This window comes from Pseudonocardia sp. Cha107L01, assembly GCF_052566575.1.
Window position 1 is genome coordinate 9,113,709 of sequence record NZ_CP199579.1, and the last position, 12,617, is coordinate 9,126,325.

A 12,617-nucleotide genomic window follows, 5' to 3' on the forward strand; every position below is an offset into this window, starting at 1 on the left:
CACCTCCGGAAGGCTATGGCCAGTGATCATCCCGCCAACCAACCGGTGACTACATACAAGTCGGGAAGCTCAATGCCTTGTCGGGCTGGCGCGCAGCCCCGTTAGTACTGCAACGGCAGTTGCTTGACATGTGGTAGATCATTGCTGGTGTGGTGGTTGATGTTGCGGCGGTGGAGTTGGATCGGTTGCATGCGCGGGTAGCGGGCCGGTTCGCGCGGGCCGAGCCGAGGGCTCGGATGCGGGAGTATGTGGCCGGGCTCGTTGCCGGTTTGGAGCGTAAAAACGGGTGGACGCTGGCCGAACGCGCTGGTGAGGCGTCTCCGGATGGGATGCAGCGGCTGCTGCGGTGGGCCGACTGGGACATCGATGGGGTCCGTGATGATGTGCGTGAGTACGTGGTCGAGTGCCTCGGGGATCCGGGTGGGGTGTTGATCCTGGATGACACCGGGTTCCTCAAGAAGGGCACGCGGTCGGCCGGGGTCCAGCGGCAGTATTCCGGGACCGCGGGGCGGGTGGAGAACTGTCAGATCGGCACCTTCTTGGCCTATGCCTCGCCTCGAGGGCATGCGTTGATTGACCGCGAGTTGTATGTGCCTGAGTCGTGGACCGCCGATCGGGCACGCTGCCAGGGCGCGGGCATACCCGACGAGGTGGAGTTCGCCACCAAACCCCGCCACGCGATGGCGATGCTGGGGCGTGCCATCGACGCCGGCGTGGCGTTCTCATGGGTCACCGCCGACGAAGCCTATGGCCAGGTCAAGTACCTGCGGGTGTGGCTAGAACAGCATGATGCGCCCTACGTGCTGGCCACCAAGTGCAACGACACCCTGATCACCACCGACGCTGCGCAGCGCCGCGCGGACGAGTTGATCGCCGCCCTGCCGGCGCGGGCGTGGCGGCGACTGTCGGTCGGCGCCGGCGCGCACGGGCCCCGCGACTATGATTGGGCACGGGTCCCGATCCGCATCAGTTGGGCGCCCGGGCGCGGGCACTGGCTGCTGGCCCGCCGCAAGATCACTGAGCCCGGCCAGGCGCCCGGTGAGATCGCCTACTACGTCTGTTTCGGGCCCCGCCGATCAACCTTGGTCGATCTGGCCTGGACCGCCGGGTCACGCTGGCGGATCGAAGAATGCTTCCAACAGGCCAAGAACGAGGCCGGACTTGATCACTACCAAGTGCGCAGCTGGCGAGCGTGGTATGCCCACATCACCTTGTCCATGCTCGCCCTGGCCTGGCTGGTCGCGGTGAAAAGCCAGCTCACAAAGGGGGAACCAACACCAGCGAACAACACATGATCAGCTTCACGCTACCGGAAATCCGCCGCCTGCTCGTCCACCTCGCGCTCCAACACGCACACGCCGTCGACCACATCTGGCACTGGTCCCACTGGCGGCGACAACGCCAATACCAAGCCCGCGTCAGCCACTACCGAAAACGAGGCTACGCACTCACCTAACTGCCGTTGCAGTATTAGGGCGTGTCCTGCGAATCGTTTGACCAACGTTCGTTGATCATGCGCTGGTGGTGGGACGTGGTGAGCTGACCGATGTGGCGTGGGCTCGGATCGGGCCGTTGTTGCCGGTGGGTGGTCGGGGTGGGCAGTGGCGTGACCACCGGCAGGTGATCACCGCGATCTTGTGGAAGCTACGGACCTGCGCCCCATGGCGAGACCTGCCCGAGCGATACGGGCCCTGGAAGACCGCCCACGAGCGGAAGTGGGCCGCAGACGGTCACCTGGGAACGGATCCTTGATTAGGTCATCGTCAAGGACGACGCCGTCGGGAACGTGGAATGGACTTTCAGCGTCGACTCCACCTCCGTGCGGGCCCACCAGCACTCCGCCGGGGCCCGGAAAAAAGGGGGGTGCACGACCGAGTGGGTCCAACAACCTCGCCGTCGACGGCGAGCACCTCGGACGCTCCCGCGGCGGACTGACCAGCAAGATTCATCTCCCGTGTTGAGCGTCGTTCTGGATGAGGACATCCGGGCCGGTGGGCGCCATTCCCCGTGAGGATGATCGTTCGGGGGGTTGGGGGGTTCGTGTGCGCCGACAGCGTGAGGATGAGCTGGTTGTCCTTCAGCCTGAGCTGCGGGCCTTCCCCGTTGATACCGCGGGGGTCGTGCTCACGGTGCCCGCAGTGAGCCACGGCGACAACCCGGCAGGCGAGCTTGAGGTTGAGTCCTCCCGAGGCCATCACCGCGATCGCCTCGTCCCGCCTCTTGGGGCGCTGGTCTTTGGCAATCCCCTGAAACCGTAGAGACTTCAGTTGGTGTGATCTTGTAGTTGGGTTGTGTCGTTCGCGTCGCGTGCCAGTCGGGCAGGCGCTGGCCTGCCCGCGCTGTGCGCCGGTTGGGGGCCGTCGAGGCTCCGAGGTCAAGGGCGGCCGTAGGCCGTCGCGGCAGCAATGCCACGGAGTTAGGGATCGGACGGTTACGTCCAGCAGGCGGTTGGTTACGGCGTGTTGCGCCTGGTGATCGTTTAAGGCGACGGGACCTCTGGTAGGTCGGTCGGACCCATCACGATCTTCCCTACACACCAGAGGTCCCGTTGCCTGCGCAGTCTGTCATGACCACGACCCTGACCAGGACAGTCACCATCGCCGCTGGGGTGTTCGCCCCGGGGCATCTCGGCGAGCTGACCCGCTACCTGCCTTTCGAGCTGGTCGACGACGTGCTGGCACAGACCCGCACGATGCAGCAGCGGCTGCGCTCGCTGCCGTCGCGGACCGGGGTGTACTTCGTGCTCGCGCTCGCGTTGTTCCCCCGGATCGGCTACGCCCGGGTCTGGGCCAAGCTGTGCGCCGGCTTGGTCGCCCTAGCTGGTGGCGGTCTGGTGGTGCCCGCAGTGTCGGAGAAGGCGCTGCGTGAGCTGCGCCGTCGGCTTGGCCCGGCCCCGTTCAAGGCGTTGTTCGAGGTGGTCGCCGGCCCGCTGGCGCAGCCCCGGACCCCGGGCGTGTGCTTCGCGGGGATGCGCACGGTCGCCTTCGATGGCATCAACTCGTTGAAGATCCCCGACACCGACCGCAACCGTCGCTGGATCGGCCGGATCTGGTACCGGTTGGCCTTCGCCGGCTACCCCACGCTGCGGTTGATGTGCCTGGTCGAGACCGGCACCCGAGGCCTGCTCGGCGGGGCGATCGGCACGCCCGGTGACCGCGATGAATCCCACCTGGCCCGCCGGCTCCTGGCATCTGCTGCGTCCGGGCATACTGCTGCTGGCCGACCGGGCGTTCGACTCCACCGAGTTCCTCACCGAGGTCAACCGGACCGGGGCCAAGCTGCTGATCCGAGGCGGCACCAGCCGCAAACCCGCGGTCCTGCGCCCGCTGCGCGATGGCTCCTACCTGTCCCAGCTGGGAGGGCTTCCCGTGCGGATCATCGAGGCCGAGCTGACGGTGCGCGGCGCGACGGCAACGCCCTGCACGACCACTACCGGCTTATCACCACTCTGCTCGACGATCGCCAGTTCCCCGCCGAAGCACTCATCCAGCTCTACCACGAACGCTGGGAGATCGAGACCGCCTACCTCGCGCTGCGCCACACCATGCTCGCCGGACACGTCCTGCGCTCGCAGGACCGGGCCGGAGTCGAGCAAGAGGTCTGGGCGCTGCTGACGCTCTACCAACTGCTGCGCACCGCCATGGTCGAGGCGATCGAGACCCGCCCCGGCCTCGACCCGGACCGGGCCAGCTTCACCAGCGCCCTGCAAGCCGCCCGCGACCAGCTCATCACCGCAGGGGGCATCGACCCGGACCCCACCAGCGGCGTCGCTGACCGGCTCGGGGTGATCGGTCAAGCGGTGCTGGCCACCCTCCTGCCGGCGCGACGGGCGCGCTACAGCAACCGCAACGTCAAATGCACCACCTCGCGCTACCACGCCCGCAACGACGGTCGCCCCACGCTCTCGACCGACATCGTCGCCATGGAGATCGCCGTGCACACCCCACCACCACAGCCCACACCCTCGCCGCAACACCCCTTCCGACACCGCCCACCCCGGGCGGCGAGCAAGCCGACTACTCCGCCCGCGCCGACACGACGGCAGCTGGTCACCGCGATCCTGCTCAGCGAGCCCTGCCGTGACTGGCGCGGCTTCGAACTCGCCGAGAAACTGCAGGTCAACAAGCACAACATGCTGACCCAGCTCGCTGAATGGGCACGCCTGGGCTTCATCCGCCGCACCGGCGCCGGCACCTACGCCTCGAGACCCCACCCCCTAATCACCTCGCTAGCCAGCTCCCCGCCGGCTCTCCCGGGGTAGTGGCCGCTCAGGACTGCGACGAGGAGCGACGCCAGGTGCAGCGCCCGCAGCGCAGCGAGGACGAACGACCTTGCGCCGCGACGAGCGCCGTCCACACTCCCAACACCCCCGAAGACGACACACCGCACCCACCGCCTCCTGGACACGATCGTCAGATCGCTAACTCCGCGGCATTGGTCGCGGCAGCGATCGCGTCAGCGACCCTTGAGGCTGGAGGTGCGGCCCCCGTACCCTGCGCGGCGCGTAATGGGATTCAGCGGCGGCGCAGCCGCCTCCGTTGTGGTTGTGGTTGTGCTTGTGGGTGAGCATCTCGCTCAGGCCACCTCGGTGTCAGGGTCGTCGGGTTGGGCCAGCTCGTAGTCGATCGGGGAGATCATCCCGACGGAGGAGTGCCGTCGGGTGCGGTTGTACTCATCGATCCAGGCCGCGACCCGCCGCCGAGCGGCTGCCTTGGTCGGGAATTCTTCGCACGAGCGCAGCTCGAACTCCAGGGTGGAGTGCCACGACTCGATGACCGCGTTGTCCAGCGCCGATCCCGGCCGGCCCATTGATTGGCGGATGCCCAGTCGTATACAGGCCGCGCGGAACATCCCGGCGGTGTATTCCTTAGGCTCAACCGGTCGTCGCAACACCTCGATGCGGAGGTGGGTTATGGGACGAGAGCCAGGTTGGGGTGCGGTAGCGACGGGCAGGCCTGCTATGCGGTCGCCGGGTCGTCCGCCGGTAGGTCGTAGAGATCACCGGAGGTTGTTCTGGACGGCGATCGCGCGTGGGGCAAAAAGTACGGATGCCGGGCTCGAAGCCGGCGTGTCGCCGGTCCTCGGCAGTCGATGGTTCCGCGAACGTGGCGGAGTGATACCTCGATCAGTCTTTCATGTGGACTCGGGCCGATATTTGTCGTTCGGTGAGCGTGAGCAGATCGCGCTCTGGCGCGCCGAGAAATTGGGGGTTCGAGAGATTTCTCGTCGTCTGGGTCGTTCGCCATCAACTGTGTCGCGGGAACTGCGACGCAACGCCAGCACCCGCGGCGGCGTGTTGACGTATCGGGCGACGGTGGCGCAATGGCATCGTGACCAGCGTGCCGCTCGCCCGACGCAAGCAAAAATGGTCGGTAACCCGGGACTACGCCGATATGTGCAAGACCGTCTGGCCGGCCGACTGGTCACCGAACACGGTGTCGTGGTGGCCGGACCGGACGTGCCTTTCACCGGCCGTAACCGCGCGCGGCGGGCTGACCGGCGCTGGGCACAGGCCTGGAGCCCGGAGCAGATCGCGGCCCGGCTACGGCGGGACTTTCCGGATGATCCGATGATGCGGATCTCCCACGAGGCGATCTACCAGGCGCTTTACATCGAGGGCCGGGGAGCACTGTCCAGAGAGTACGTCGCGTGCCTGCGGACCGGTCGTGCGCTGCGTGTCCCGCGTGCGCGCACCCGCCGAGCGCTCCGCAACCAACGCGGCTTCATCACTCCGGATGTCACCATCGGCCGCCGCCCTACCGAGGTCATCGACCGCGCCGTACCCGGGCACTGGGAAGGCGATCTCATCATCGGGCTGAATCGCTCAGCGATCGCCACACTCGTCGAACGGACCACACGCTACACACTCTTACTGCAGCTTCCGCGAATGGAAGAATACGGCACCCAACAACGGGTAAAGAACGGTCTGGCGCTCGCCGGCCATGGCGCCGAGGCGGTCAAGAACGCCATCGCCGAGGCAATCACCTTTCTCCCCGAGAAGTTACGGCGAACCCTGACATGGGATCGCGGAACCGAGATGGCGCAGCATGCCGAACTTTCCGCCCAAACTGGGCTCTCGGTCTTCTTCTGCGATCCGCACAGTCCGTGGCAACGCGGAACGAACGAGAACACTAACGGCCTACTCCGCCAATACTTCCCTAAGGGTACCGATCTATCTCGACACAACCCGCGGGAACTTGCCGCAGTCGCCTATACGCTCAACACCCGACCGCGGAAGACCCTCGATTGGAGAACACCCGCCGAAACACTTAACGATATGTTATATTCATCGCATTACGTCAGTGTTGCGACCACCGCTTGAATCCGCCTTCGCTGCCCTGGTCGGTGTGCAATACCACCTCGGCCACTTGCCCGCCGCGCACCGCGACCGCCATCGCCAACGACCCGTAGGCCAGCTCGGCATCGTGGTGCTCGCTCAAGGCGAACCCGACGATGCGCCGCGAGCACACGTCCAGCACGCTGGCCAGTTGCAGTTTGCCTTCGGCGGTGTCGATCTCGGTGCCGTCACCGAACCAGCGCTGGTTGATCCGCCGTGCGGTGAAGTCCCGTTTGACCAGGTCCGGGGCGCGCCAGCGGCCCTTGCCCGGGCGGGTGGTGCCCCGCCGGTGATGTTTCGCCCTGGCCCGCAACCCTTGCTCGGCCATGAGCTCCGCGACGGTGTTCTGGGAGACCCGCCAGCCCGACTCGCGTAGATCCGCGGTGATCCTCGGTGCGCCGTAGGTGCCCCGGTGTTGGGCGAACAACGCCGCTACCAGCACGGCCTGCGCCCGCCGCCGCGCTCGCCGGGGCGAGGCGTCGCCGTGGCGCCACTTGTAGAACCAGGCCTGCGACACCCCCAACGCCCGGCACGCCACCGCGTGCGGAACCCCGTGTTCGGCCCTCTGGGCCGCGATGAACCCGGCCACGACTACCGCCGACCCGTCGCGTCCTTGACCCAGAGGGCCACCGAGCGCTTGAGCACTGTGAGGATGATCAGGTACCGCCGCGACCGTGGGTCTGACCCGGCTTGAGACTGGCCGCGGTGCCTTGGTGATGATCGGTCGGCCTGCCGGTCGCGGCGGTGCTTGCTGCCACCGGGCCGGCGGGTGCGTGTCCCGATAGGGGCCTTGCCGCGAACAGGGCACCGTCACAGTCCTGACCGCACCGCACCGGCCCGGTGACGGCCAATCCGCTCCCCACACTGCCAGGAGACGAACGACCGGTGCCCAGCATGCCCCAGCCCAACCAGCCCGACCAGACCAATGCCGGCGAAGAGGTGATCCTCGGGATCGACACCCACAAAGACGTGCACGCCGCAGTCGTGATCAGCCTGCTCGGTGTGGTGCTGGGCAGGCGCAGTTTTCCGACCACCGCGGGCGGCTACGAGTCCCTGCTGGGCTGGGCGCGCGGGTTCGGGGCCCTGCGCCGGGCCGGGGTGGAGTGCACCGGCTCATATGGCAAGGCCCTGGCCCGGCACCTGCGTGCCACCGGCGGCATCGCGGTGATCGAGGTCAACAAACCCGACCGAGCCACTCGGCGCCGTCGCGGCAAGACCGACACGATCGATGCCGAGGCCGCCGCCCGCGCGGTGCTCTCCGGTCAGGCCACGGCGACCGCGAAGAGCAGCGACGGGGACGTGGAGATGTTGCGGCTGTTCAAGCTGGCCAAGTCCTCGGCGATCAAGTCACGCACCCAGACGATCAACCAACTCCAGAGCGTGCTGATCGGTGCCGACCCTGAGCTCCGCGATGAGCTGGCCGCCCTGAGCACCAAAGCGCTGGTGCGCCACTGCGCCGCCCTGACCGTCCCGGCCACCACCGACCTCGCCGGCGCGACGTTCTACACGCTGCGGTTGCTGGCCCAGCGCATCCAGGCCCTCTCCGCGGAGATCGCCGAGCTCGACGGCAAGCTTGCTCGGGCCGTCCACCGGCGCGCCCCCAAGCTGCTGGGGCAGATCGGGATCGGCCCAGACTGCGCCGCCGAGCTGCTCATCGCCGCCGGGGACAACCCGGAACGGATGACCCACGAGGGCTCCTTCGCCGCGCTGTGCGGCACCAGCCCGGTCGAGGCCTCCTCGGGCAAGACCAACCGGCGCCGGCTCAACCGCGGCGGCAACCGGAAGGCGAATTCCGCGCTCTACATGATCGTGATCACTCGGCTGCGCTGGTGCCCCCGCACCCGCGCCTACGTGCAACGTCGCATCGCCGAAGGACTGTCCAAACGCGAGATCATCCGCTGTTTGAAGCGCTACATCGCCCGCGAGGTCTACCAGATCATCATCGAGCCGGAAAGTGGCCCGAGATCACTCCACCACGCCGCTTGACAAACATAGGGGCATCATCACGCTCCATCGCCAGCTCGGCGTTCTCCCGCCGCAGCCGGGCCAGCTCGATCCGCTCGTCCTCGCTGAGTCGACCGTTGCCGTCCTTGGCCCGACGGTCCAAAGCCACCCAGTTGGCCAGCGTGCCCGGGTTGATCCCCAGGTCCTTCGCGATCTGCGCGATCGGGTGCCCGGTCTCGCGGACCAACCGGACCGCGCCCTCCTTGAAATCCTGATCTGTGAGTGTCGTTGCGGTACTCCTGGATGGAGAACCACCAGGCTCGGTGCCGGTGACCCGACGTGACTCAATCCTGATCTGGCCGCTTCAGCGTGCCCTTCGTTTGACCTGTCGGTCGTGGTTGCCGGCACCAGCCTGGCCCCACCAGTTGGCTTGATTAGAAGCATGTCCGCGCGAGCGTGACCCGTCACAGATCTGCCACCACGGTGACCCTCATCCAGGCCGGTGCCGACGTTGACCGCAACCCCTGGAAGGGCCCTCGGCCAGTGGTAATGCTCTCAGAAGTCACCGATGCAGTCATCGGTGCCGATACCCACCGCGACACTAACCAGCTCGAGATCGCTTACCCCAGCGGCGCGGTGATCGCCACCGCCTCGTTCGGCAACCACAACGCCGGCCATGCCGAGGCGTTGGCTTGGGTGTTCGACCATGCTCCTGGACCGAGGCTGGTGGTCTCGATCGAGGGGACCCGTAGCTACGGCGTCGGGCTGGGCCGCGCCGCGGCCGCCGTCGGGCTACCGGTGATCGAGGCCGAGCAACCCCGCCGCAAGACCCGCCGAGGCAAGGGCAAGTCCGACCCGATCGACGCGCATCTGGCGGTGCTGTTCGCTCTCGGTCTCGAGGTGAACAAGCTGCCCACCCCACGCGCGGACGGAGACCGGGAGGCCCTGCGTATCCTGCTGTGCGCGCGGGAGGATCTGACCACCACCAGCACCGCGCAGACCAACCGTCTCAAGGCGTTATTGCGAGATGGGGGCGACGCTGACCGTCGTCTCGCCTGCGGGAAACTCACCGCCGCCATGTTGTCTGAGCTGGTGAAACGTCGCCAACCTCGGGAGGCCAGTCGAGCCCAGGCCGTGCGTCACGCCGAGATCCGCCGCCTGGCCCTCGCACTACGCGAGGCCGCCCGGGCGCTGACGGCCAACAAGGCTGAGCTAGCCGCGATCGTCAACGACCTCGTTCCAGCGCTAACTGACCGGTGTGGGATCGGGCCGGTCACCGGCGCGCAAGCGATCGTCTCGTTCTCCCACCCCGGGCGGTGCCGTAACGACGCCGCGTACGCCGCCCTCGCCGGCACCAGCCCGATCGAGGCCTCCAGCGGGCGCACCGTGCGCCATCGACTCAACCGGGGTGGCGACCGAGCGCTCAACAAGGCCATCCACGTCATCGCCAACACCAGGATCCGCAGCGACCCCGCCACCCAGGCCTACGTGGCCCGGCGCACCACCGAAGGCAAGACCCCCAGGGAGATCCGGCGCTGCATCAAGCGCTACATCGCCCGCCAGCTCTTCCGCACCCTCACCACCGCGATGGCTCCCACCACCGTCGCTGCACCCAGCCTGTGAATCAGCGCCCGAACGGCCCTGGCCGCGCCAGCTCACACGACAGGAGGAATGGCGAGCCTCCTCGATTCCGGATAGGGGACCCAATAAGGTCTCGTCCGGAATGGAGGGCGGAAGGTGCAGGAAAAACGCCGTAAATACAGTCCTGAGTTCAAGGCCGAGGCGGCGCGGTTGGTCGTCGAGTCAATGCGCCCCATTGCTGAGGTAGCTCGGGAGATAAGCGTCCACGAAGGGACTCTCGGGTCGTGGGTGAGCAAGTACAGGGCCGAGCATGCTGGTGACGAACCTCCGTTGAGTCTATCGGAACGCGCACGGCTCCGCGAACTTGAGCGCGAGGTCCGCGAGTTGCGGATGAAAACCGAGTTCTTGGGGAAAGCGGCGGCCTTCTTCGCGCAGGAGTATCGGTGAGCGAGAAGTATGCGTTCATCGATGCGGAGAAGGCACAGTATCCGGTGGTAAGAGCGTGCGTTTGGCTTGCCGTGTCCACTTCGGGCTATTACGAGTGGGTGGACCGTCCGCCGTCGGCTACTGCCCGGCGTCGCAAGCACTTAGCCGCGCTCATCCAGGTGATCTTCGACGAGTCCGACGGCACCTACGGGTACCGCCGGGTCCATGCCGCCCTGGTCCGTCAGGGCGACCAGTGCTGCGCCGAGCTCGTCCGTGACATCATGCGTGAGCTGGACCTGGTCGCGTGCCAGCCGCGTCCCTGGCGGCCGACCACCACTGAGGCCGGGGAGGGTGCCGAGGCGCTGCCAGACCTGGTGGCCCGCGACTTCAGCGCGGACGCCCCGGGCACGAAAATGGTCGGAGACATCACCTATTTGCCGACTTGGGACGGATTCGCTTACTTGGCGACCGTTATTGACTGCTGTACCAAGGAATGCGTCGGGTACGCAATCGCCGAGCACATGCGCACCGAGTTGGTTATCGACGCATTGCGTATGGCGGCGCGCAACCACCACCTGGAACCGGAGGCAATATTTCACACCGATCACGGCTCCCAGTATCTTAGTCGTGCGTTCGCCGAGGTGGTTGACCAGCTCGACCTGCGCCATTCGGTCGGACGGGTAGGCTCATGTTTCGATAATGCCCAGGCGGAATCGTTCAACGCAACTCTGAAGGTTGAGCGGGTCAATCGAACTGTGTACCCAACGCGTGAACATGCCCGCAAGGATGTCGCGCGCTACATTGAGTTCCACTATAATACGAAACGTCTCCACTCGGCGCTGGGCTACCGAACACCACAGGAAGCTCGGACCGAGTACCAGAATCAGCGGTCAGCGGCTTAACAACACGAATAGGATCTATCCGGAAAACGCGGGGCGGCCCAGAACCCACATCAAACGGTCTTGACACACATAGAAGCGTCAAACTTCCGCCGTGACTCCGCCATCGCCCCCACCTCCTCTAAGGCGATGTCTCCACGTTACGAGGGGAAGCCCACTCCTAGTACTGCAACGGCAGTTGCTTGACATGTGGTAGATCATTGCTGGTGTGGTGGTTGATGTTGCGGCGGTGGAGTTGGATCGGTTGCATGCGCGGGTAGCGGGCCGGTTTGCGCGGGCCGAGCCGAGGGCTCGGATGCGGGAGTATGTGGCCGGGCTCGTTGCCGGTTTGGAGCGTAAAAACGGGTGGACGCTGGCCGAACGCGCTGGTGAGGCGTCTCCGGATGGGATGCAGCGGCTGCTGCGGTGGGCCGACTGGGACATTGATGGGGTCCGTGATGATGTGCGTGAGTACGTGGTCGAGCGCCTCGGAGATCCGGGTGGGGTGTTGATCCTGGATGACACCGGGTTCCTCAAGAAGGGCACGCGGTCGGCCGGGGTCCAGCGGCAGTATTCCGGGACCGCGGGGCGGGTGGAGAACTGTCAGATCGGCACCTTCTTGGCCTACGCCTCGCCTCGAGGGCATGCGTTGATCGACCGCGAGTTGTATGTGCCTGAGTCGTGGACCGCCGATCGGGCACGCTGCCAGGGCGCGGGCATACCCGACGAGGTGGAGTTCGCCACCAAACCCCGCCACGCGATGGCGATGCTGGGCGTGCCATCGACGCCGGCGTGGCGTTCTCATGGGTCACCGCCGACGAAGCCTATGGCCAGGTCAAGTACCTGCGGGTGTGGCTGGAACAGCATGATGCGCCCTATGTGCTGGCCACCAAGTGCAACGACACACTGATCACCACCGACGCTGGGCAGCGCCGCGCGGACGAGTTGATCGCCGCCCTGCCGGCGCGGGCGTGGCGGCGACTGTCGGTCGGCGCCGGCGCGCACGGGCCCCGCGACTATGACTGGGCACGGGTCCCGATCCGCATCAGTTGGGCGCCCGGGCGCGGGCACTGGCTGCTGGCCCGCCGCAAGATCACTGAGCCCGGCCAGGCGCCCGGTGAGATCGCCTACTACGTCTGCTTCGGACCCCGAAGATCAACCTTGCTCGATCTGGCCTGGACCGCCGGATCACGCTGGCGGATCGAAGAATGCTTCCAACAGGCCAAGAACGAGGCCGGACTTGATCACTACCAAGTGCGCAGCTGGCGAGCGTGGTATGCCCACATCACCTTGTCCATGCTCGCCCACGCCTGGCTGGTCGCGGTGAAAAGCCAGCTCACAAAGGGGGAACCAACACCAGCGAACACCACATGATCAGCTTCACGCTACCGGAAATCCGACGCCTGCTCGTTCACCTCCTGCTACGACACACCCACGCAGTCGAGCACATC

At 66.5% G+C, this 12,617-nt stretch carries 9 protein-coding genes and 2 pseudogenes; 8 read left to right on the forward strand and 3 right to left on the reverse strand.

Features of this window, described 5'->3' with window-relative positions; all coding sequences use genetic code 11:
• Positions 1-149: 149 nt before the first annotated feature.
• The 3 genes and pseudogenes from ACTXG6_RS42950 (at position 150) to ACTXG6_RS42960 (ending at position 4,261) form a co-directional block, all read left to right on the forward strand.
• Positions 150-1,295: an IS701 family transposase gene (locus tag ACTXG6_RS42950; RefSeq protein ID WP_445183585.1), complete on the forward strand. Its 1,146-nt coding sequence runs from the start codon at positions 150-152 to the stop codon at positions 1,293-1,295.
• A gap of 223 nt (positions 1,296-1,518) precedes the next feature.
• Positions 1,519-1,958: pseudogene (locus ACTXG6_RS42955) on the forward strand (IS5 family transposase); the annotation flags it as partial.
• 608 nt (positions 1,959-2,566) lie between these two features.
• Positions 2,567-4,261: a transposase domain-containing protein gene (locus ACTXG6_RS42960; RefSeq protein WP_445185041.1), complete on the forward strand. Its 1,695-nt coding sequence runs from the start codon at positions 2,567-2,569 to the stop codon at positions 4,259-4,261.
• Positions 4,262-4,575: 314 nt separating this feature from the next.
• Here the strand turns inward: ACTXG6_RS42960 and ACTXG6_RS42965 are convergent, their stop codons facing one another.
• Positions 4,576-4,851, reverse strand: a complete 276-nt coding sequence (locus ACTXG6_RS42965) for an integrase core domain-containing protein (protein ID WP_445185042.1) — start codon at positions 4,849-4,851, stop codon at positions 4,576-4,578.
• 61 nt (positions 4,852-4,912) lie between these two features.
• Here ACTXG6_RS42965 and ACTXG6_RS42970 point away from each other — a divergent pair, with 61 nt between their 5' ends.
• On the forward strand, positions 4,913-6,322 hold the full coding sequence (locus ACTXG6_RS42970; protein WP_445185043.1) for an IS30 family transposase: 1,410 nt from the start codon (positions 4,913-4,915) through the stop codon (positions 6,320-6,322).
• On the opposite strand, the gene ACTXG6_RS42975 is transcribed toward ACTXG6_RS42970, so the two are convergent.
• A complete protein-coding gene (locus ACTXG6_RS42975) occupies positions 6,300-6,926 on the reverse strand; it encodes an IS3 family transposase (RefSeq protein WP_445185044.1) in 627 nt (208 codons plus the stop codon). The genes ACTXG6_RS42970 and ACTXG6_RS42975 overlap by 23 nt on opposite strands.
• Before the next feature lie 305 nt (positions 6,927-7,231).
• On the opposite strand from ACTXG6_RS42975, the gene ACTXG6_RS42980 reads away from it, so the two are divergent.
• Positions 7,232-8,323: an IS110 family transposase gene (locus ACTXG6_RS42980; RefSeq protein WP_445183367.1), complete on the forward strand. Its 1,092-nt coding sequence runs from the start codon at positions 7,232-7,234 to the stop codon at positions 8,321-8,323.
• On the opposite strand, the gene ACTXG6_RS42985 is transcribed toward ACTXG6_RS42980, so the two are convergent.
• Entirely contained in the window at positions 8,277-8,636 is a 360-nt protein-coding gene (locus ACTXG6_RS42985) for a transposase (RefSeq protein ID WP_445190276.1), read from the reverse strand. The two genes, ACTXG6_RS42980 and ACTXG6_RS42985, sit on opposite strands and share 47 nt — an antisense overlap.
• Positions 8,637-8,830: 194 nt before the next feature.
• Here ACTXG6_RS42985 and ACTXG6_RS42990 point away from each other — a divergent pair, with 194 nt between their 5' ends.
• The 3 genes and pseudogenes from ACTXG6_RS42990 (at position 8,831) to ACTXG6_RS43000 (ending at position 12,540) form a co-directional block, all read left to right on the forward strand.
• Complete coding sequence (locus ACTXG6_RS42990) at positions 8,831-9,904, forward strand: IS110 family transposase (protein WP_445185045.1); 1,074 nt, start codon at positions 8,831-8,833, stop codon at positions 9,902-9,904.
• 114 nt (positions 9,905-10,018) lie between these two features.
• Positions 10,019-11,190, forward strand: a protein-coding gene (locus tag ACTXG6_RS42995; protein ID WP_445183569.1) for an IS3 family transposase whose coding sequence is annotated in 2 segments (ribosomal slippage) — positions 10,019-10,271 and positions 10,271-11,190 — 1,173 coding nt in all. Because the reading frame shifts where the segments join, the coding sequence is not laid out codon by codon here.
• Between the two features lie 205 nt (positions 11,191-11,395).
• Positions 11,396-12,540: pseudogene (locus tag ACTXG6_RS43000) on the forward strand (IS701 family transposase).
• The last annotated feature ends 77 nt before the right edge of the window (positions 12,541-12,617 follow it).

What these genes read in the sequence shown, in the direction of transcription:
- ACTXG6_RS42960 (WP_445185041.1), top strand. Translation starts at nt 2,567, where the DNA reads ATGACCACGACCCTGACCAGGACAGTCACCATCGCCGCTGGGGTGTTC.
- ACTXG6_RS42980 (WP_445183367.1), top strand. Translation starts at nt 7,232, where the DNA reads ATGCCCCAGCCCAACCAGCCCGACCAGACCAATGCCGGCGAAGAGGTG.
- ACTXG6_RS42965 (WP_445185042.1), bottom strand. Translation starts at nt 4,851, where the DNA reads ATGTTCCGCGCGGCCTGTATACGACTGGGCATCCGCCAATCAATGGGC.
- ACTXG6_RS42970 (WP_445185043.1), top strand. Translation starts at nt 4,913, where the DNA reads ATGGGACGAGAGCCAGGTTGGGGTGCGGTAGCGACGGGCAGGCCTGCT.
- ACTXG6_RS42990 (WP_445185045.1), top strand. Translation starts at nt 8,831, where the DNA reads ATGCTCTCAGAAGTCACCGATGCAGTCATCGGTGCCGATACCCACCGC.